A 21,280-nucleotide genomic window follows, 5' to 3' on the forward strand; every position below is an offset into this window, starting at 1 on the left:
TGACGATTCTTTTTTATGTTTATTATAATAAATTATGTGAACGTTTTCTTATTATGTTTTTATAGTAAGTAGACATTTAGAGGGTGAAAAAATGAAAACTATTTATGATATTCAGCAATTATTAAAGCAATTTGGAACGATTATTTATACAGGAGATCGTGTTGCGGATTTGCAATTAATGGAAGATGAGCTTCGTGAATTATATAAATCACAGCTTATTGAGCCGAAAGAGTATCAGATGGCTTTATTTTTATTGAAGCAAGAAATTCAAAAAGCGACATAAAAACTCTTTCTTTTTAGAGGAGGACAAGAGCGTCTGGTCATGCATCGAAGTGGTCAGGGCCTTTTCCTGCCACATGCGAGGTTTAAAACAAAGGGAGCAAGCGAGTACAGGTGATTGTGTATTCTGCATAGCAGTAATTTATATGTTGAAATTTCTATTGAAGAAATAGAGGGAAGAAGGAGAACAATATGGAAGAGAAATGGTTGGTTGGTGTTGATCTTGGTGGAACAACAACTAAATTAGCATTTATTAATATTTATGGTGAGTTTATACATAAGTGGGAAATCCCAACAAATACAAGTGAACAAGGAAAACATATTACACTTGATATTGCAAAAGCAATTGATAAAAAGTTACAAGAACTAGGTGAACTAAAAAGTAAGTTGGCTGGAATTGGAATGGGTGCTCCGGGGCCTGTTCATGGTGCTTCTGGAATGATTTATGAAGCAGTAAACTTAGGATGGAAAAACTATCCTCTTAAAGATTTATTAGAAGTAGAAACTGGTTTGCCAGTTGTTGTTGATAATGATGCGAATATTGCAGCACTTGGAGAGATGTGGAAGGGTGCTGGAGAAGGATCAAAAGATATAATTTGTATGACGCTTGGGACGGGCGTTGGTGGCGGTGTTATCATAAATGGTGAGGTCGTCCATGGTGTAAGCGGAGCAGGTGGTGAAATTGGTCATATTACAGTTGTAACAGAAAATGGCTTTGCTTGTAACTGTGGGAAATCAGGATGCTTAGAAACTGTTTCTTCTGCAACTGGTATTGTACGGGTTGCGATGCAAAAACTGCAGGAAACGGATGAGGTTAGTGTACTACGTAGGGTGCTAGAACAAGAAGGGCATGTTACATCAAAAGATGTGTTTGAGGCCCTTGCACAAGGTGATGCAATAGCGAAACAAGTAGTTGAAAAGGTTGCCTCATATTTAGGATTAGCAGTCGCAAATTTAGCTAGTACATTAAATCCAGAGAAAATTGTTATTGGCGGTGGTGTATCAAAAGCAGGTGATGCATTGTTACAACCAATTCAACGCTATTTTGAACAATATGCATTTTCACGTGCTTTTAAAAGTACAAAACTAGCAATTGCGACACTTGGTAATGATGCGGGAGTAATTGGCGGTGCATGGCTTGTGAAAAAATATATTTATGAAGCAAAGTAAAATGAAGTTTTCTATTTATAGAAGGTGAGCGGGAAAAGAAAAAGGAAGGGAGCGCCCTTCCTTTTTTTATATGCTAGAAATCATGATGTATGTAGAGATTGTAAACAATTGCTTAATGTGTTGGTGGATAGCCATTGTTCAGTACTGTCATGATTGTAAACCATCCAAAAACAAGTACAGTTGCAATGGAAAAACCTCCAGCAAGAAGGTTCTTGTCTCGCAATGTTTTAAGAGAAGAGTATACAGCTAACAGAGTGACTAACGCAAAAATAATAACAAGACCCATACATATCCCCTCTACTCTCTTGATTTGTTTGATTTTTTATAATATTTTTTCATTTTCATTGTACATGTTTTCAATAGGGTTGTCGAGGTTTCGTTTCTTATGGAAAGAAAATGTTGTATCATAAAGTGAAGCTTCTATCAGTGGAGGGCTTTGTTCAAAGCTCTCACCAATTGAGCGCATACTAGCCCCTTACTTAGATTGTATATATTTAAATTTTGAGGTGGGGTTGCAGTACAAAAGTGAGTGTAATGACTGGAGGAGATTGAGAGTGAATTGGATTCAAATGCCATTAGGGCCACTGCAAACAAATGCATATATTTTAAGTAATGATCAAAAAGAATGTATTATTTTTGACCCGGGCAGTGAGGGAGAAAAACTTGTAAGTTACATAAAACAACAACAATTAAAGCCATTAGCTATTTTATTAACACATGCACATTTCGATCATATTGGTGCAGTTGATGAAGTACGCACTGCGTTTCAAATTCCAGTGTATGTTCATCAAGAAGAAGCGGATTGGTTAGGAGATGCTACTGTTAACGGTTCGCAAATTTTTATGATGAATCGTAGTATTACGGCAAAACCTGCAGATCACATCATTGAGGGAGAAGGAACATTGACAATTGGTTCGTTTACGTTTGATATGTTTGAAACGCCGGGACATTCACCAGGAAGCGTTTCGTACTATTGCAAACAAGCAAACGTTGTAATCTCAGGTGATGTTTTATTTCAAATGAGTATTGGCCGCACTGATTTGCCGGGAGGTAGCTTTCAAGAATTAATCATGAGTATTGAAGAAAAGCTATTTGAACTACCTGATGATACAACTGTGTTATGTGGGCATGGTCCAGACACAACAATTGGCTTTGAAAAAGAAAACAATCCATTTTTACAATAAGGGGAACAGTGATGGAGCACGTTCTAAAGCAAGCGATGGAAAAGGAAGAAGACCGGTCTATTTCTTATAGTACATATATGAGCCTTGCATTATATGATGTAAACAATGGTTATTATATGAAAGAACGTGAAAAAATTGGCAGACAAGGAGACTTTTTTACAAGTAGTAATGTGTCTTCTGTTTACGCAAAAACATTTGCTCATTTTTTTATTCAGCTTGTAAAAGAAGGAGTAGTTGCACCTCATATATGTGAAATTGGTGGTGGAACGGGGAGATTTGCATATGATGTATTGCAAGAGTGGCAAACGATATCGCCTGATACGTTTGTAAACCTGCAGTATTCTCTTATAGAAGTGAGTCCATTTCATAGAAGGTTGCAAAAGCAACAACTTCTTTCTTTTTCAAATGTTTCGCAATATGCATCCTATGATGAATTAGGCGCCGCTTTTACAGGAATTGTTTTTTCAAATGAGTTGTTTGATGCGTTTCCTGTAGAAGTAATTGAGAAGCGGGAAGGTATGTTATATGAAGTACGCGTAAAGTATAACTGTGAAGGTGGACTTATAGAAGTGTTGCGTCCATTAGATAGTGAACATATTGTAAATTATCTGCACAGACATCAAATTGGGCTGTATGAAGGACAACGATTTGAAGTGCCTTTACAAATGAATGTTTATGTAGAACAACTCACAAGTTGGCTGCAAGAAGGTATACTTATAACGGTCGATTACGGCTACACAAATGAAGAATGGATGCACCCAGCTCGTCGTGAAGGAAGTTTGCGAAGTTATTATGAGCATCAACTGATTCGTAATCCTCTTCAACTTCCAGGAGAGATGGATATAACAACTCATATTCATTGGGATGCATTGAAGGCTGCTTGCGAAGAACAAGGTTTACAAACAGTATGGCATACGAAACAAAGAGAATTTTTGCTTGCTGCAGGAATTTTGGAACAACTTGTTGATCATGCAGATCGTAATCCGTTTTCTGATAGTCAAAAGAAAAACCGTGCAATTCGTTCTATGATTTTACAAGGTGGAATGAGTGACGCTTTTGAAGTTGTTATTCAGAAGAAGGGATTGCCACATTTCAATTTAGATCATTATTTGCATATCTTTTCATAAAGTGAAACTTCCGTCAGTGGGGGGGATTGCCCGTTAATGCGGGATAAAATGAGGCGCAGTGTAAAATACTGCGCCTCATTCCATAGGTAAATACGACATTTTGTTTAGGATTATGTAGTATGTATATATTTCACCTCATGATATATATTTATATTAAAAATATGAGATAAAAGATACATAGTACACCTATTGTTTAATTGAATACACCTAACCTAGTAAAACGCGAACTAGTTGAATAATTGTTTCGTTTTCTACTTTGTAGTAAATTTCCAATCCTTTTCTTTCGCTTGAAACAATTTTAGCGCTTTTTAGCTTCGCTAAATGCTGAGAAATTGTAGATTGTGGCATGTTTAAGCCCGTATACATTGTAGAAACGTTACTTGGTCCTCGCTCAATCAATCCTTTTACAATACATAAACGCACTGGATGAGCAAGTACTTTTAATAATTCTGCATTGTTTTCATATAGTTCTATTTCTTGTTGAAATGTTTCTAACATATTTTCTCCACCTCCATGTGTGCTGTTATACCAATACTATACATAACAAAATTTTAAACCAAAGAAAATAGTTTTTGCAAAAAAAATGCTCTAAAGTAAAGAAATTGTAAGAAAAGAGACCGTCATGTAACTAAATTGGATAAATCTAGATATTTTTCCATTAGGATAAAACAGTACTAGCCGACTTTAATAACGAATTTCTAAGTTCTCAACAAAAAAACATTTTCAATTATATTACAATCTTACCATATTTTATTTTTCTTTCAATAATATAAATGAAAAAATTTTTCGATAATTTAAGAGGAATTATATATATCAATCTGGAAATTATTAGGGATAGAAAGAAGGGGTAGTCATGAGAATAGAATTTTTAGGAACAGGTGGTGCGACACCAACTCCAAGACCAGGGAGTTATAGCAAAGTAAGTAAAGAGGCGAGAGAAAAAGGGTTGCCATATAGTAGAATGGGACCGAGTATTTTTATTCACGATCTCAGCCTATTAATTGACACGCCGGAGGAAATACGCTTGCAATTAGAGCGATCTCAAATTTTGAAAGTAGAGGCCGGGATTTACTCTCATTGGCATCCGGATCACACAATGGGACGGAGAATTTGGGAAACGATGGCATTTGAAACGAACAGAGCTTGGAGTACGGCGGTATACGTACCGGAGCAAGTAGCAGAGGATATGAAAACATTTTTAGGACTGTGGGATCATTTGCACTTTATGCAGCAGCAAGGATGGATTGATGTAATTGTATTGCGAGATGGGCAATCTTTTGTGAAAAATAAAATTAAAGTTACACCATTTCGTTTACATGAACAATATATGTATGCATTCTTATTAGAGAAAAAGGAAAAGCGAGTACTTATTGCAATGGATGAATTATATAAGTGGGAGCCGCCTGTTCATTTGGTTGGTAATTTAGATGTAGCTATTTTACCAATGGGCATTGCCGAGTTTAATTGGAAGACGAAAGAGCAAATAAGAGATCGGGCTTTTATTGAACATATACGCGAAGCGACGTTTGAAGATACGCTAGAAGTAGTGAAGCAATTACGAGCAAAACATACAATTATTACGCACATTGAAGAAGTAGAGAACATTGGATATGACGAATTGAAAGAAATTGAAGCTGAATTACGAGTAGAAGGTATGAATATAACGTTTGCTTACGATACGATGAAAATCGATGTGTGAGGTGCAAAGTACATGGCTACATCACAAGGGAATCTCTATGGAAACACCGCTAGATTTTATGATTTAGAAGAGAGACAGGATCATAGAGAGGTATTATTTTATCTTGAAAGAGCTTCTAAATTATCAGGTGATATTTTAGAAATTGCTTGTGGGACAGGAAGAATTACTTTGCCATTAGCTCAAGCTGGCTTTTCGGTATGGGGAATTGATTTATCCGAATATATGTTGCACTTACTTCAAGAAAAGCTACACGCTATGTCTAGTGAAATTCAGAAGAAGATTCATCTTCAGCAAGCAAATATGACGAATTTTACTATGAATAAGCGCTATGATTTCATCTTAATTCCGGGTATTTCATATCAAGCATTGCTCAAAAAAGAGGATCAAATCGAATGTTTGAAAACGGTATATAACCATCTTAAGGCTGATGGAGAATTTATCCTTAATGTATTTCGCCCTTTTAAGCAATTAGATCAAACTTGGGTTCAACCTGAAGCGGTGCAATGGGAGAAGGTAGATCCGCAAACAGGAAGTGCAATTCAAAAGTCTCATATTGCTAAAGCTATTGATGTAGAAAATCAAATTATTTATCCAGAATATATATTTCGGGTTACACATGAGGATGGGACAAAAGAAGAATTAAGAGAACAGTTGTCTCTTCAATATTACTACTACGAACAAATAACGGATATGATTCAGGCTGCTGGATTTACAATCGCTGAGCAATATGGGAATTACGAGGGTGGCTCTATTGAAGATGGGGCAGAGATGATTTTTGTTTGTAAGAAGTAAAAAGGAAAATTTGCTTAAAACCAGCTGAACTCTCATCTTCTATTTCTACTAGAGGTAGTTATGTAAAAAAAGTTCCTTCAGCCTTCTGGAGGAACTTTTTGAATCTATAATTCTTCAATAATTACAGTTTTGATTTTTCAACATGGAAGTCCCTGCTATGCAGAACAAAACAAAACATGACCGCTACTTGCTTGTTCTTTTTTTAACCTTACATGTGGCAGAAAAAGGCCCTGACCGCTTCTATACACGGCCAGATGCTCTCGCCCGCATAAAAAGAAGGAGGGTTTTTATGTTGTTTTTTAAATTTGTATTTATCCCGCTATTCGTGGGCAGTAATACTCCCACCTCAAAATTCGGCGAAAGCATTGTCCAGCTTCATTAGCTAGAATGTTCGGTGGCTTCGCTTCTTCATATGAGGTAAAGAACACCTCTACGTCAGAAGCTCCATTCCCCTCACATTCTGAGTGAGCCGTTTCCGCTTTTCTTAAGAAGTTAGGTGGGAGATAAACTGCTGGCATGCGCTCGATTGGTGAGGGCTAATAATCAGTGGGGGATGAAGAATCCCCCACTGATTAAAGTTTCACTTTATATCATTCTCTAGTTTAACTTTTTTTACGAGGTAACGACTTCTTCTACATACGTAAGCGCATGCTCAAGGTCCGCAATTAAATCGTCTGCGTTTTCTAATCCAACCGATAAGCGCAGCAGTGCATTTGAAATTCCTCGTTTTTCACGTTCTTCTTGTGGCATGGAAGCGTGTGACATTTTTGTTGGATACGAAAGAATCGATTCAACTGCTCCTAAACTAACCGCAAATACCGGAAGTTGAATGTGTGCTAGAAACTGCCTTAGCGCATGTTCAGATTCTAGTGTAAAGGAAAGGACTGCTCCTGCTGATTTTGCTTGATTGTGCTGTGTTTCATATCCGGGATGGGATGGTAACCCTGGATAATAGATATCTTTAATTTTTGGATGATGCTTCAAATAACAGGCAATTTTTTCAGCGTTTCGTGAAGAGTGCTCTAAGCGCACGTGCAATGTTTTTAAACCGCGAAGCACAAGGGAGCAATCTTGTGGTCCTAATATAGCTCCAAAAGAATTTTGTAAAAACCTCACTTTTTTTGCGAGTTCTTCATCTTTTACGACTGCTAATCCTGCGGTAACATCACTATGACCTGCGAGGAATTTTGTTGCGCTATGGAGAACGATATCAGCCCCAAGTTCTAACGGTTTTTGGTAAAGGGGTGTTAAAAATGTATTATCAACAAAAGTGAGCGCACCAATAGATTTTGCAAGTGCACAAACGGCTCTAATATTTGTTACTTTTAATAATGGATTTGATGGTGTCTCAACGTAAAAAACTTTTGTATTGGGTCTAATGCTTTGTTTTACTTCTTCTAAATTTGTCATGTCAACGAATGTGTGTGAAACCCCGTAACGAGAGAGGACTTCCGTTATAATTCGGTATGTGCCACCGTACACATCTTCAGAAATAAGGACATGGTCTCCTTGCGATAAAAGAAGAAAGGCTGTTGAAATAGCAGCCATGCCAGATGAAAAGGCAAATCCTTTGCTTCCGCCTTCTAGTAAAGTGATGAGTTCCTCGAGAGCATCGCGTGTGGGATTTCCAGAACGACTATAATCATATTTTCCAAATGAATCTACATCAAATTGATGAAAGGTAGATGTATTATAAACAGGAACATTGACAGCACCTGTTTGTTTGTCATGCTTAAAACGATTATGAAGTAAAAGTGTATCTAGGGAATAACTCATATTCTCACTCCTTCTTTTACTTGTTTTAAAGTTTGCTGTAAGTCTTGAATTAAATCATCTTGGTTTTCAATTCCTACGGAGAAGCGAAGCAGACGATTACAAACACCTCGTGCAGTGCGAATATCTTTTGGTATATCGGCATGTGTTTGTGTTGCAGGGTATGTAATAAAGCTTTCTACACCGCCAAGACTTTCTGCAAACGTAATAAGAGAAAGTGATTGTAAGAACGGATCAATCCACGCTTCTTCTCGTAGTTTAAAAGAAATCATACCGCCTTTTCCTGGATAATACACATCGGTTATGGCTTCTTCTTCTTGTAAATAGGCAACAATTGCTTTTGCATTCTCTTCATGTTGCCTCATGCGCAGCGCTAATGTTTTCATGCCTCGTATTAAAAGCCAAGAATCAAATGGGCTTAACACGGCTCCAGATGCGTTATGATAGTGCGCGAGTTCTTCACGTAACTTTTCCCCTTTTGCAACAACGAGTCCGCTTAATACATCATTATGACCGCCTAAATACTTTGTAGCGCTATGCAGGACAATATCAGCCCCTATTGTTAATGGTTGTTGTAAATAGGGTGTGTAAAATGTGTTATCAACAATAAGGAGCAAGTCGTGGCGTTTTGCAACGGCAGCAACTGCGGCAATGTCTGTTACTTGCATCAGTGGATTTGTTGGTGTTTCTATGAAAATGGCTTTTGTTTTCGAAGAAATTGCTTTTTTAATTTCTTCTATATGCTGCGTATCTATATATCTACATCGAACATCCCATTTTTGCTCGTGCTCTGTAAATAAACGATATGTTCCGCCGTATAAATCTTCAGATACAATCAGTTCGTCACCAGAGCGGAATAGTGAAAGGACAAGAAGAACAGCGGCCATTCCTGAGCTACAGGCATAGCCTTGTTCGCCATGTTCTAAGTCAGCAATCGCGCGTTCTAATAGAAGGCGCGTTGGGTTTCCGGTTCGGGAATAATCAAACCCCGTTGACGTTCCAATTCCTTCGTGGCGATAAGCGGTGGAAAAGTAAACGGGTGGGTTGACCGCTCCAGTTGTTGTTTCACTACGATTTCCAATTTGGGCAAGCTTTGTTTCGATTGTAGACATAATAGAATTCCTCCTTAGTGCAAAATAAAAAAGCCTTCTAAGAAGAAGGCTTATATACGGCAAATATAGTCTTCTTCTTATCTGTCAAATCATTTCTCAATTTGCTGGAATTAGCACCTTATTAACAAATAAAAAGCTTGTTAATGGTTGCTGAGGCGTCATTGGGCCAGTCCCTCGACCTCTCTCGATAAGAATTCAAAATATGAAGTTTTTGATTATGTTTTTTACTTTACAATAAATTCAGAAAGAATTGCAACTATATTTTGAATAATTTTATTTTTCTTTCTTTTTGTTGACTTTCATAATTTAACATGCTAAATTAGTGAAAAAATTAACAAGGATTGTTAATAAGTGAACGAATGATGTTTGCTTTTTGTAATCATAATCGAATGAAACTCTTATCAAGAGTGGTGGAGGGAAAGGCCCTGTGAAACCCAGCAACCTTCAAATAACATGTTTGAAACGGTGCTAATACCTGCGGAACAAAGTGTTCTGAATGATAAGAGGAGGATAAAACGCTGTCCCCCTCTTCATTGAGAAGAGGGGGCTTTTTATATTGAAAGAAGAGAGGGAGACATGTGAAACTACTAGATTTATTGCAAAGAGGAATTGTGATTGGGGACGGAGCGATGGGAACGTTGCTGTATTCTCATGGTTTACAAAGCTGCTTTGAAGAATTGAATATATCTGAACCAGAGCGAATTATTTCGATTCATAAACAATATGTTGTAGCAGGGGCAGATGTTATTCAAACCAATACATATGGAGCAAATGAAGGGAAACTTCGCATGTACGGTCTTGAGGATCGCGTAAGGAAAATTAATCGGGCTGCTGTAAGACATGCAAAAGCAGCTGTGACAGAAAAGAATGCAATCGTTGGGACCATCGGTGGAATGAAACATATTGGAGCAGTTACAACTACTGATATGGAGCGTGAATTTATGCTCTTAGAGCAAGCGGAGGCCCTGCTAGAAGAAAGTGTTGACGGGTTATTATTAGAAACGTTTTACGATGAATTTGAATTACTTCATGCAGTAAAAGTATTACGTAAGCAAACAAATGTCCCTCTTATTGCGCAGCTTGCCCTTCATGAAGCTGATACAACTCAAAATGGAAATAGTGTAGATGATGTCTTGAAGCGGCTCATAGAGTATGGTGCAAATGTGGTCGGATTAAATTGTCATTTAGGACCGCTTCATATGATTGAATCTTTTAAAATGATAGAAATTCCCCAATATGGTTATTTATCCGCGTATCCAAATGCTGGTCTTCCTAAATATGTAGAAGGTCGTTACGAATACGAAGGAAGCCCGGCTTATTTTGAAGAGATGGCACCGGCATTTATTAAGCAAGGCGTTAGACTGCTTGGAGGCTGTTGCGGAACAACCCCTGCCCATATCGAAGCGATGAAGCGAGCGCTTGAAAATGAGCGTCCTGTAATAGCCAAAGAAGTTGTAAAGAGAGCCGAAGTAATAACAACGCAGCGTGTAAATGCAGTAAATCGAATTACATTAGCAGAAAAAGCGAAAAAGGAAACGACGGTGATTGTTGAGCTAGATCCGCCTAAAACGTTGGATACACAGAGATTTTTTGAAGGAGCAAAGGCGTTGAAGCGGGCCGGAGCAGATGCCATTACGTTAGCAGATAATTCTTTAGCATCGCCTCGCGTATCAAATATGGCAATGGGAGCGTTATTAACAAAGTACGATATCCCTATATTAACTCATTTAACGTGCCGTGATCATAATGTGATTGGGCTGCAGTCTCATTTACTTGGATTAGCAGCGCTCGGTATGGAGGAAGTATTGGCATTAACCGGAGATCCTGCGAGGGTTGGTGATTTTCCTGGTGCAACTTCTGTATACGACCTCTCTTCTATAGAACTCATTAAAATGATTACGGAAATGAACAATGGCCGGTCTATTTTAGGAAAAACAATTGGAGCAGCAACCCGTTTTTCGGTTGGTGGGGCTTTTAATCCGCATGTCAGACATATCGAGGCAGCTGTAAAACGTATGGAGAAAAAAATTGCAGCTGGTGCGGAGTATTTTTTAACACAGCCCGTTTATGATGCAGCGCTCATTCGAAAGTTGTATGAGGCAACGAAGCATATCGAACAACCGATTTTTATTGGTATTATGCCGCTCATAAGTAAACGAAATGCAGACTTTTTACATTTTGAGGTGCCAGGCATTACGCTTCCAGAAGAAGTGAGAAGGCGTATGGATGGACATAAAACATCAGAAGAAGCAGTGATAGAAGGAATTCGTATATCTAAAGAATTAATCGATGTTGCGATGAAGTTATTTAATGGTATTTATTTAATGACACCATTTTTAAAATATGAAGTGACAGAAACGCTCGTTCGATATATTCAAGTAAAGAAAGAGCAGAAAGAAGGAATGAATGCATGAGACAAATCGAGGAAAGATTGCAGCAAGAAATTTTAATATTAGATGGTGCAATGGGAACGATGATTCAGCAAGAAGACCTTTCAGCTGCAGATTTTGGCGGAGAAGAATATGAGGGCTGTAATGAATATTTAGTAAAAACACGGCCGGACGTTATTTTACATATTCATAAAGCGTATATTGAAGCAGGAGCAGATATTATTGAAACGAATACATTTGGTGCAACGAACATTGTACTCAGTGATTATCACCTTTCTCACTTAGATGAGGAATTAAATGAAAGGGCGGCTAAGTTAGCGAAACAAGCTGTCAAAGAGAGCGGAAAAGAAGTGTATGTAGCTGGTGCTATGGGTCCAACGACAAAAGCGATTAGTGTTACGGGGGGCGTTACTTTTGAAGAGCTTATTGAGGCGTATACAAGACAAACACGCGGTTTACTGCGCGGTGGTGTGGATTTATTACTTGTGGAAACAAGTCAGGACATGCGTAATGTAAAAGCAGCCTGTTTAGGAATTGAAAAGGCATTTATTGAGGCAGAGAAAAAAGTTCCGCTTATGATTTCAGGAACAATTGAACCGATGGGAACGACGTTAGCGGGGCAAACAATTGAAGCATTCTACTTATCGATAGAGCATATGAATCCATTATCGGTTGGGCTAAACTGTGCGACAGGACCAGAGTTTATGAGAGAACATATTCGTTCACTTGCAGAGTTATCCGAGTGTTATATCTCTTGTTATCCAAATGCTGGACTTCCAGATGAAGACGGGCATTATCATGAATCTCCGCACTCCCTTGCTCATAAAGTGGAACAGTTTGCAGAAGAAGGCTGGGTGAATATTGTTGGTGGTTGCTGCGGGACAACGCCAGCGCACATTCGTGCGATGAAAGAGGCGCTGTTATCATTTGAGCCCCGTGTGAAACGAGAACGAAAAGGTCATGGGATTAGCGGGCTTGAAGCGCTACAATATGAAGATCCCATGCGCCCGTTATTCGTTGGAGAGCGCACGAATGTAATTGGTTCACGCAAATTCAAACGTCTTGTTGCAGAAGGGAATTTTGAAGAAGCAGCGGAAGTCGCAAGAGCACAAGTAAAGAAAAATGCCCATATTATTGATATTTGCATGGCAGATCCAGACCGGGATGAAATAGAAGATATGGAAAATTTCTTGCAAGCTGTGACGAAAGTATTAAAGGTACCAATTATGATTGATTCGACAGATGAGAAAGTGATGGCGCGAGCTCTTACTTATTTGCAAGGAAAAGGAGTGATTAACTCTATTAACTTAGAAAATGGAGAAGAGCGTTTTGAAAAAGTGATTCCGCTTATTAAACAGTACGGATCGGCTATTGTTGTGGGAACAATTGATGAAGTTGGTATGGCGGTAACGGCTGAGAGGAAGCTTGAAATTGCCAAAAGAAGTTATGAACTCTCAACAATAAAATATGGAGTACGTCCGTCAGATATTATTTTTGACGCACTTGTCTTTCCGGTTGGAACAGGTGATGAAGAATATATCGGTTCAGCTGCAGCGACAATTGAAGGCATTCGGCTCATAAAAGAAGCGATGCCTGAATGTTTAACAATATTAGGTGTAAGTAATATTTCATTTGGTTTACCGCCAGCAGGACGCGAAGTATTAAATTCAGTCTTTTTATATCATGCCACAAAAGCTGGTTTAGATTATGCCATTGTGAATACTGAAAAGCTAGAGCGTTATGCTTCTATTTCTGAACAAGAAAAGGCATTGGCGAATGCTCTTTTGTTTGGAACGACGAAAGAGACTTTGGAGGAATTTACAAATTTTTATCGAAATGTGAAGAAAAAAGAAGTCGTGGTGACTGAAACGTTAACGCTTGATGAGCGGTTATCTCATTATATTGTAGAAGGGACGAAACAAGGATTACATGATGACTTGCAATTTGCACTAGATGAAGGAAGAAAGCCGCTTGACATTATTAACGGACCACTTATGGCTGGCATGGATGAAGTGGGACGTTTATTTAATAATAATGAGCTTATTGTTGCAGAAGTGCTGCAAAGTGCGGAAAGTATGAAAGCAGCCGTTGCGTATTTAGAGCCGTATATGGAGACCGGTGATAGTACGAAGAAAGGGAAAGTACTACTTGCAACAGTAAAAGGTGATGTACATGACATCGGTAAAAATTTAGTGGAAATTATTTTATCCAACAATGGATATGACATTGTAAACCTCGGTATTAATGTGCGATCTGATCGTATTATTCAAGAGGTGAAAGAACAGAAGCCAGATATTATTGGTTTATCAGGATTGCTTGTTAAATCTGCGCAGCAAATGGTAACAACAGCAGAAGACTTAAAAGCGGCAAATATTGACGTTCCGATTGTTGTAGGAGGTGCCGCGCTGACGCGGAAGTTCACAGAAACGCGGATATCTTCTTCATATCAAGGTCTTGTTCTATATGCAAGCGATGCGATGACAGGATTAGATCTTATCAATCGTCTGCAAAACGAAGCGGAACGGGAAAAGATGAGTGAGGAAAAAGCGAAACGTCATTTACATGTTGTTATAGAAGAAGAGAAAAGTCGAGTAGAAGTACCGATTCAAATTGAAAAATTACCGCCAGCACCAGTAATGGCACCGCATTCTACAAAACGTGTCGTTCTGCGTGATATTTCAGTAGCACATCTTGCTCCGTTTTTAAATCGACAAATGTTACTTGGACACCACTTAGGTTTAAAAGGGAATGTGAAAAAGTTGCTGCAAGAAGGAGATAGAAGGGCCCATGAACTGAATGACTTAATCGATGAATTGCTTCGTGAGGAACAATCATGGTTACGTCCGAGCGCTGTATATCAATTCTTTCCAGCGCAAAGTGAAAACCAAGATATTTTAATTTATGATCCAGAAGACCAGGGGCGTGTATTAGAGCATTTTACATTCCCAAGACAAGGAAAAGCACCGTGTCGCACGCTTGGCGATTACTTGCGCCCAGTTGGAGATGAAATGGATTATGTTGCTTTTTTAGCTGTAACGGTTGGAAAAGGTGTCCGTGCTATAGCAGAAAAGTGGAAAGAACAAGGCGATTATTTGCGCAGCCATGCGATTCAGTCACTTGCGCTGGAACTTGCAGAAGGATTAGCTGAAAAAACGCATATGCTCATCCGTGATCGCTGGGGATTTCCAGATTCACCAAATATAACGATGGAAGAGCGGTTCCGAACAAAGTATCAAGGAATTCGCGTTTCTTTTGGTTATCCTGCGTGTCCAGAACTTGCTGATCAAGAAAAGTTATTCCGGTTGCTTCGTCCTGAAGAAATTGGAATTTCCTTAACGGAAGGGTTTATGATGGAGCCAGAGGCTTCTGTAACAGCGATGGTGTTTGCTCATCCAGAAGCGCGTTATTTCAGTGTGTTATAATAAAAAGCAAATCTTTTATTAAAAGGAGACATACTGTGAAGACGATTATATTTACTGGCGGAGGTTCTGCGGGTCACGTTACGCCGAACTTAGCGCTTATACCACATTTTCAAAAGAGTGGTTGGAAGGTGTGTTATATTGGTTCGCATAATGGAATCGAAAAGACAATTATTGAAAAAGAAGAGATTCCTTATTATGGAATAGCGAGTGGGAAGCTTCGTCGTTATTTTGATTTGAAAAATATAAAAGACCCATTTCTTGTTATGAAAGGGGTTATGGATGCGTATTTCCTTATTCGGAAGTTAAAACCGGATGTTATTTTTTCAAAAGGCGGCTTCGTGTCTGTACCGGTTGTAATTGGTGCGTGGCTAAACCGTGTTCCTGTTTTTTTACACGAGTCTGATATGACGCCTGGGCTTGCAAATAAAATTGCTCTTCGCTTTGCTTCAAAAATATTTGTTACGTTTGAAGAAGCGAAAAAACATTTGCCGAAAGAAAAAACAGTATTTACTGGTTCACCTGTGCGAGAAGAGGTATTGCAGGGAAGTAGAAACAAAGGACTGCAATTTTTACGATTCACTGCATCAAAACCAGTTATTACAGTTATGGGAGGCAGCTTAGGAGCGCGACGCATTAATGAAGCAGTACGCGGTGCATTGCCAAACCTCCTGCAAACCTATCAAATTGTTCATTTGTGCGGGAAAGGCAATATTGATGAAAAACTTGAGAATACACCAGGATACAAGCAGTTTGAATATGTTCACGGTGAACTTCCTGATATATTAGCGGCAACTGATATTGTCATTTCTCGTGCAGGATCCAATGCGATTTTTGAGTTTTTAACATTACAAAAGCCAATGTTATTAATTCCTCTTCCGAAATCTTCGAGCCGAGGAGATCAAATTTTAAACGGACAGTCTTTTGAAAAACAGGGATATGGACGTGTGTTATTTGAAGAAGATATAACAGAAGCTTTGCTAATTGAACATGTAGAAGAATTGTATAAAAATCGTTTGCAGTATAAAAGATCGATGCAGCAATATAGCGGACGAGAAGCTTTGCAAACGATTATTGATTATGTAACGAAAGCATGATTTCATAGAAATCATGCTTTTGGGGCTGTTTGGAAAGCTGTTAACACCTTTTTGCTTAATCTAGTTCGCCTATAAACCATATTTCTTTGTCATTGTAATCAGGATGAGTAAAAATTTCCGTATATCCTTTTACTTGTAATTCTTTAGGTATATGTAAACCGAATTCTTTTCCGATATCGCGTTCTTGTGGTAATGAAACCCACTGTGGCCCATCCATGTATCTACCTAGAAAGCCTTCAAAAAATCGTTCTATACCTTGTTTGCTAAATACAATTAAGATATTAGAAGTGTGTAAGTTAGGAAAAGAGACACCAAAATAAATACGATATTCTTTTTCATTCACAGTTTTTAGATGAATTAAATGTTCTACTCGATTGATTGCTTTCTGTAAATAAAATCGTTTAATTGAGTTGGAGTTACGTTTTGCATGCGTATAAGAAGGATTGAAGGGAAGATGAATAGAACAGCAACCTAACTCAGAATGGTCGTTAGCATTTGGTAAAAAGCTTGTATGCATAGTAGTATATTTCAAGAAATTTCGGAATACGCGCCTTAGACCACGAGTTTTCTTTTTTGAGCCACTGTCCCAAATCGATTGTTTCAAAGAAACACCTCATAAGCAATATTTTCTATTTTTCTAGTTAAGTTAAGAAATAGAATGGGGAATGCTAGTTGTTACTATAATAGCAGAAATTGGATAATATCAGAAAAAATTCTCTTAAAAAATGAATAAACTAATAGTATGATGTAGTTAATTGGAAATTAAACTAATTATAGGTATATTTCTATTTAACAGCATGATTAGAGGGGGGAGAAAATGAAACAAGATTTGAACAAAAAAATAGAAGCTCTAGAAACAGCAATTGATACATTGCAGGAGACGCTCTATGAGTTAAAAGCACAGCAAAGGACAATGGACGTAGAAACAGTTCAACAAGTAAAGGAACCTCTTGAGAAGAAACAAGAAGTTAGTATCCCTGTGCAAAATGTACGACAAGAAGAAAGAGTCATTAGCAAAGAAAGTGTGAAGGAGCCGGAGGAAAAACAGGTAGATATATCTGCGTTTAAGCCTGAACCATTTGATATTGTTAAATTTTGTCAAACGTGGCTACCACGTATTTTCGTTGCCATCATGCTTCTTGGGATAATTTGGCTATTTAAAGCGGGAGTAGATGCAGGATTACTTACTCCAGCAATTCGTATTGTATTTGGCGTAGTAGTATCAGTTGTTTTCTATTATGTAGGTGATATACAGATAAAAAAAGAACGTCAAGCGTTAGGTTTAGTATTAGCTGGAGGAAGTATTACAAGCGTTGTTTTAACAACATTCGCTGCGCATTATTTGTATCATTTCTTTCCGGCAAGCACTGCATTTATATTCAACATTGTTTGGATTATACTCGGTATCTATTTATCTAAGCGATATCAATCGGAGTATCTCGCTATATTTGTATCTGTAGGAGCCTTTTTTGTACCGTTCTTATTAAATAGTACAACACCTAATTCGTACATTTTCTTTGGATATGAAACAGTGTTAACGATTAGTTTATTATGGTATGCGTATAAAAATCGCTATCAATATTTATATATGGTATCTTACTCTGTTTCTGTACTTGTAACGTTTGTCTTTTTTGTAATCATGACCGTGTTACTAGGGAATTTACAGGTACAATTAACAATTGTTTATGGATTAATTCATATTTTGCTTTTTTGGCATATGTTTATTGATCGAAGCTTTATTTATCAACCTAGAATGGCTTTGTTTAGTGCTAATGCACTCTTCTTTATTATGGCAATTGTAAAAATTCCAGACTTTACAACATGGGGATTGTTAATTAATACAATTGTACATACTGTAATGTTTGTAGCTGACTATATGAAAAATAAAAAATCAGCATTTGCAGATCTTTTATTTGGTTTTGCGATGGGGTCGTTTAGTTTAGCAGTTTTATATGAATTTAGTTTAGTGAATGGAGCAATTGTATTGATGTTACAAGGTTTTGTAGGTATCGTTACTTCTGCGAAATTAAAACAAGAAATCAAGTTTTATATCGGTGCAGTTATTTATGCAATCAGTATGTTGCAAACGCTTGTTAGTCCATTTGAGACATTCATGTCAGCAGCTTTTGTAGCCCATCTCATTTTAGTTGGAACATTTTATTATGGAATGATAAAAGTGAAACCAATGTTGCAACATTTTGGGAAATATGTGTATTCGATTACGTTATATGGCTTTATGGTACTTGTATTTATTACGATTACTAGAATAGGAGAGGTTCTTTCGACAGACGGAAGTATTATCAGTGTATTTGTCTCTCTTTTATGGATGATATATGCTTTAGTTTCAGTTTGGTTTGGACGTAATAGAGAAATGAATGAAATATTATATGCCGGATTAGTTGTGTTAGTTGTGACAGTGATCAAGTTATTCTTCTTAGATTTACCAGAAGCATCAATGATGATTCGTGCAGTATTATTCTTACTTATTGGTGGGCTAGGGATTGTTATTTCTAGAATGTTTTTCTCGAAAGAAGAAGGTGAGTAGTAAAAAAAGTAATCCATTTAGGGTTGCCTTTTAAGATAGAGATAAAAGTACACTTTATCCCGCATTAACGGGCAGTAAGATCCCCACCCCAAGATTCAGAGATAAGCAAAGAAGATAGGTGGAGGATAACTGCCCGTAAAAGCCCGATTGGGCGGGCTTTCGGTCAGTGGGGGATGAAGAAATCCCCCACTGACGGAAGTTTCACTTTATGTTACAATAGCATAGATTTGACAGACGAATTCTAATTATTGACGCGTGTAAATATGGATGAGATTAGGAGTGACTACATTGGGACTAAGTCTCTGTGAAAATATTGCTCTAGTTGTTTGTTTAGTATTGTATATTGGTAGTATTATAGTTTATATGGGACGGAATTTTTCACAAGAACGAAAATTAGAAAAATCAGAAATTACAGCTGAATTAGATATGTTAAATGATAAAATTGATAAAAAAGTAAAAAAAGAGTCGTAAATGTCCTTTTTCCCTAAGATTTTCCCGCCTATTTTGTATATGAAGGAGAGAGGTAGCGTGAAATTTTACATCGCTTCAACCTTTACAAATAAACACATTGTCCACCTTGTAGCAGATAAACTGAAACAAGCAGGGTGGATTCATACATATGATTGGACAAAAAATGAAAAAGCGACAAATAGATTAGAATTACAAAGTATTGGACAAGCAGAAAAACAAGCTGTACGAGACGCAGACGTTTTTCTGCTTTTATTAGATGGAGGAAAAGGAAGTCATACCGAATTCGGAATGGCGCTTGCTTGGGAAAAGAAAATATTTGTGTATAAAGGAAATAGTCCGTTGGATACAACATTTTATCATTTACCAGAAGTGTGCATCGTTGAAGATAACCTAGATGGATTTATTGAACAAGTGCTAGAGGGGGCAGGGGCATGATTACAATTCATGATTCTATATACGGTGAACATAATATAGATGATGTGCTTGCGGAACTATTGCAATCAAAGGCGGTGCAGCGTTTACAGAAAATCCATCAAGGCGGCGCAAGCTTTCTTGTGAATCCAATGTGGAACGTAACACGCTATGAACATTCTGCCGGTGTTATGCTTCTTGTGAAAATGTTAGGTGGCAGTATAGAAGAACAAATTGCAGCAAAATATATATTTAAAAATAAAGAGTGTATAAAAGGAGCTATAAAACATGCATTTAGAACAAGGATGGAAAACAAATTTCTTAACAATTGTACAGCAAGGTGAATATAAGAAAGGTGCAACTTTAGCACAATTATTATTTGAAGACGGGGAAGAAGTAGAAGAACTTGTCGATGATTATGGATATGAAGAAATTATTAATCGTGAACATGATGAGGAATTAGAAGAGATTTTAGGTGAAGAATTATTTTATGAACTTGAGCGTAATGTCTTTTTATCATCGCAGTCAAAAGAGAAGTTCATCTCTTTTATAAATGGTTTAGGGTTTCAATTATTAGATTACATTGTGCTACTCGAATCAGAATTTCGTGTAGATAGTGCGATGTTTTCATCTGATATAATCAAAAAAATGGAGAAACGTTTTCCAAAGTTTCCTTATGTAGAAGGTAACAAAACAATTTTTGAGATGACATTAGAAGAAGCAATTGAGTTAATAGAAAATGTGTCAGGTCTTCAGATTAAAGAAAATATGAATGTATAAAAAAAGAACGTGCCCAGCACGTTCTTTTTTATAGCATAATTGTATGTTCTGCGTTTTTATCCCGTAAAAGCCCGATTGGTTCAACTAAATGTCAGTGGGGATGAAGAACCCCCGCTGATGGAAGTTTCACTTTATATTGCTTTTCAATAATCGTATTTAAATACTCAACCTTTCGGATGCAAGATTGTATATGCCTCTCGACTTCTTGCAATTCTGTAAGGTGATGCGTTTCAATAGGGTGGATTTGTAAGCTGAACTTTTCAAATTGAGCACTATATGTTATTTCTGCATAACCGCTCATAATATCTGCCCTGTTTTGAAACAAATATTGCTTTGTTTTTTCGCAATAAGCTACATTTTGAAATCTGTATGATTTTAAAGTCTTAATGATTTTTGTAATTGTTACTGTATCCATTGTTTTTCCTCTTTAAGAAGTTCGATTTTATCCCGCTATTCTTGGATAATAAGACCTCCACCTTAAGATTCAAAGAAAATGAAAAAGATAGGTAGGAGATAAACGTCTGTAAAAAACGATGTGTAAAACTAAACGGTAATGAAGCAAGTTGTTACTGTATTAGTATAACATGAGCGCACTGAAGAAAGCGCTAACAATTTGTTTTGAAGAGGAATCTTTATATGTATTTTATGAAATTAAAATAAATGAAAAATAATTGTAATAAAGCAAAAAAGTAGGGACTCTTTTGATCTTTCATCATATACATAGATAAGTAGAGCAAATGAAAGAGGTGAAGATGTTGAACTTTGATATTACAGGACAAAAAGCATATGTAAAAGATGGACCGTATCGAAATCAAATAGGGATTATAAAACGAAATAGTACAGAGAACGGTGCAAAATATGCGATTGTAATTGACGGCATGGATATTGATATTGAATTAAAAGATATTGTTTTAATTGATGTAGATGTTCGGCAATTTCATGATTGGTGTGAAGAGCAAGGGTATTTGTGAAAAATGGATATGTATTGAAAAGAATAAAAAGTCTTTTTAATAAATTGATGTAGTGTTAAA

General features: G+C 37.3%; 21 protein-coding genes, 1 pseudogene and 2 riboswitches. Of the genes and pseudogenes, 16 read left to right on the plus strand and 6 right to left on the minus strand.

All coding sequences use genetic code 11. The annotated features are described in order from the left end of the window. Positions 1-91 precede the first annotated feature (91 nt). A complete protein-coding gene (locus tag AB1280_RS00355; protein ID WP_272186828.1) occupies positions 92-283 on the plus strand; it encodes a YqgQ family protein in 192 nt (63 codons plus the stop codon). A 188-nt stretch (positions 284-471) separates the two neighbouring features. Continuing rightward, entirely contained in the window at positions 472-1,449 is a 978-nt protein-coding gene (locus tag AB1280_RS00360; RefSeq protein ID WP_272186829.1) for an ROK family glucokinase, read from the plus strand. A 112-nt stretch (positions 1,450-1,561) separates the two neighbouring features. Here the strand turns inward: AB1280_RS00360 and AB1280_RS00365 are convergent, their stop codons facing one another. After that, a complete protein-coding gene (locus AB1280_RS00365) occupies positions 1,562-1,735 on the minus strand; it encodes a DUF2759 domain-containing protein (protein ID WP_272186830.1) in 174 nt (57 codons plus the stop codon). Positions 1,736-2,003: 268 nt separating this feature from the next. Between AB1280_RS00365 and AB1280_RS00370 the strand changes: the two genes are divergently transcribed. Next, on the plus strand, positions 2,004-2,633 hold the full coding sequence (locus tag AB1280_RS00370; RefSeq protein ID WP_429754530.1) for an MBL fold metallo-hydrolase: 630 nt from the start codon (positions 2,004-2,006) through the stop codon (positions 2,631-2,633). A gap of 11 nt (positions 2,634-2,644) precedes the next feature. Next, on the plus strand, positions 2,645-3,760 hold the full coding sequence (locus AB1280_RS00375) for a class I SAM-dependent methyltransferase (protein ID WP_272186832.1): 1,116 nt from the start codon (positions 2,645-2,647) through the stop codon (positions 3,758-3,760). Between the two features lie 207 nt (positions 3,761-3,967). On the opposite strand, the gene AB1280_RS00380 is transcribed toward AB1280_RS00375, so the two are convergent. Further along, a complete protein-coding gene (locus AB1280_RS00380) occupies positions 3,968-4,258 on the minus strand; it encodes an ArsR/SmtB family transcription factor (protein WP_272186833.1) in 291 nt (96 codons plus the stop codon). 355 nt (positions 4,259-4,613) lie between these two features. On the opposite strand from AB1280_RS00380, the gene AB1280_RS00385 reads away from it, so the two are divergent. The 3 genes from AB1280_RS00385 (at position 4,614) to AB1280_RS00395 (ending at position 6,633) form a co-directional block, all read left to right on the plus strand. Beyond that, positions 4,614-5,459, plus strand: coding sequence for an MBL fold metallo-hydrolase (locus AB1280_RS00385; RefSeq protein WP_429754531.1), 846 nt, complete (start codon positions 4,614-4,616; stop codon positions 5,457-5,459). Positions 5,460-5,471: 12 nt separating this feature from the next. After that, positions 5,472-6,251 carry a class I SAM-dependent methyltransferase gene (locus AB1280_RS00390; protein WP_429754532.1) on the plus strand — a complete coding sequence of 260 codons (780 nt, stop codon included), beginning with the start codon at positions 5,472-5,474 and terminating at the stop codon, positions 6,249-6,251. 157 nt (positions 6,252-6,408) lie between these two features. Then, positions 6,409-6,633, plus strand: coding sequence for a hypothetical protein (locus AB1280_RS00395; protein WP_429754533.1), 225 nt, complete (start codon positions 6,409-6,411; stop codon positions 6,631-6,633). Positions 6,634-6,863: 230 nt separating this feature from the next. On the opposite strand, the gene metC is transcribed toward AB1280_RS00395, so the two are convergent. Together metC and AB1280_RS00405 are read right to left on the minus strand one after the other, a co-directional pair. Then, positions 6,864-8,027, minus strand: a complete 1,164-nt coding sequence (gene metC, locus AB1280_RS00400) for a cystathionine beta-lyase (protein ID WP_429754534.1) — start codon at positions 8,025-8,027, stop codon at positions 6,864-6,866. Then, positions 8,024-9,136 (minus strand): methionine biosynthesis PLP-dependent protein, encoded by a 1,113-nt coding sequence (locus AB1280_RS00405; protein ID WP_429754535.1) that lies wholly within the window; start codon positions 9,134-9,136, stop codon positions 8,024-8,026. The genes metC and AB1280_RS00405 overlap by 4 nt, the downstream gene beginning before the upstream one ends. Before the next feature lie 74 nt (positions 9,137-9,210). After that, positions 9,211-9,330, minus strand: a riboswitch (SAM riboswitch). A gap of 201 nt (positions 9,331-9,531) precedes the next feature. Continuing rightward, positions 9,532-9,642, plus strand: a riboswitch (SAM riboswitch). A gap of 72 nt (positions 9,643-9,714) precedes the next feature. On the opposite strand from AB1280_RS00405, the gene AB1280_RS00410 reads away from it, so the two are divergent. The 3 genes from AB1280_RS00410 to AB1280_RS00420 are packed head-to-tail and all read left to right on the plus strand — an operon-like array spanning position 9,715 to position 16,042. Further along, positions 9,715-11,550, plus strand: a complete 1,836-nt coding sequence (locus AB1280_RS00410; protein WP_429754536.1) for a bifunctional homocysteine S-methyltransferase/methylenetetrahydrofolate reductase — start codon at positions 9,715-9,717, stop codon at positions 11,548-11,550. Beyond that, positions 11,547-14,948: a methionine synthase gene (gene metH, locus AB1280_RS00415; protein WP_429754537.1), complete on the plus strand. Its 3,402-nt coding sequence runs from the start codon at positions 11,547-11,549 to the stop codon at positions 14,946-14,948. The genes AB1280_RS00410 and metH overlap by 4 nt, the downstream gene beginning before the upstream one ends. Positions 14,949-14,983: 35 nt before the next feature. Then, positions 14,984-16,042, plus strand: a complete 1,059-nt coding sequence (locus AB1280_RS00420; protein ID WP_429754538.1) for an undecaprenyldiphospho-muramoylpentapeptide beta-N-acetylglucosaminyltransferase — start codon at positions 14,984-14,986, stop codon at positions 16,040-16,042. 55 nt (positions 16,043-16,097) lie between these two features. On the opposite strand, the gene AB1280_RS00425 is transcribed toward AB1280_RS00420, so the two are convergent. Further along, on the minus strand, positions 16,098-16,646 hold the full coding sequence (locus AB1280_RS00425) for a DUF3916 domain-containing protein (protein WP_429754539.1): 549 nt from the start codon (positions 16,644-16,646) through the stop codon (positions 16,098-16,100). Between the two features lie 213 nt (positions 16,647-16,859). On the opposite strand from AB1280_RS00425, the gene AB1280_RS00430 reads away from it, so the two are divergent. The 5 genes and pseudogenes from AB1280_RS00430 to AB1280_RS00450 all read left to right on the plus strand — a co-directional run bounded on the left by AB1280_RS00430 (position 16,860) and on the right by AB1280_RS00450 (position 20,249). Beyond that, positions 16,860-18,587, plus strand: a complete 1,728-nt coding sequence (locus AB1280_RS00430) for a DUF2339 domain-containing protein (protein WP_429754540.1) — start codon at positions 16,860-16,862, stop codon at positions 18,585-18,587. Positions 18,588-18,854: 267 nt separating this feature from the next. Further along, on the plus strand, positions 18,855-19,058 hold the full coding sequence (locus tag AB1280_RS00435; RefSeq protein ID WP_272186843.1) for a DUF3966 domain-containing protein: 204 nt from the start codon (positions 18,855-18,857) through the stop codon (positions 19,056-19,058). Positions 19,059-19,115: 57 nt separating this feature from the next. Next, the gene (locus AB1280_RS00440) at positions 19,116-19,493 is read left to right on the plus strand and encodes a nucleoside 2-deoxyribosyltransferase (protein ID WP_272186844.1); all 378 of its coding nucleotides are present in this window, start codon (positions 19,116-19,118) and stop codon (positions 19,491-19,493) included. Then, positions 19,493-19,708 (plus strand): annotated as a pseudogene (locus tag AB1280_RS00445) (HD domain-containing protein); the annotation flags it as partial. The gene AB1280_RS00440 and the pseudogene AB1280_RS00445, both read left to right, overlap by 1 nt. Positions 19,709-19,757: 49 nt before the next feature. After that, a complete protein-coding gene (locus AB1280_RS00450; protein ID WP_429754541.1) occupies positions 19,758-20,249 on the plus strand; it encodes a hypothetical protein in 492 nt (163 codons plus the stop codon). Positions 20,250-20,340: 91 nt separating this feature from the next. On the opposite strand, the gene AB1280_RS00455 is transcribed toward AB1280_RS00450, so the two are convergent. Next, positions 20,341-20,664 carry a hypothetical protein gene (locus tag AB1280_RS00455; protein ID WP_429754542.1) on the minus strand — a complete coding sequence of 108 codons (324 nt, stop codon included), beginning with the start codon at positions 20,662-20,664 and terminating at the stop codon, positions 20,341-20,343. Between the two features lie 340 nt (positions 20,665-21,004). Between AB1280_RS00455 and AB1280_RS00460 the strand changes: the two genes are divergently transcribed. Continuing rightward, a complete protein-coding gene (locus tag AB1280_RS00460) occupies positions 21,005-21,220 on the plus strand; it encodes a DUF3912 family protein (protein ID WP_272187000.1) in 216 nt (71 codons plus the stop codon). Positions 21,221-21,280: the final 60 nt, after the last annotated feature.

The organism is Bacillus sp. S10(2024) (genome assembly GCF_050473865.1).
GTDB lineage: Bacteria > Bacillota > Bacilli > Bacillales > Bacillaceae_G > Bacillus_A.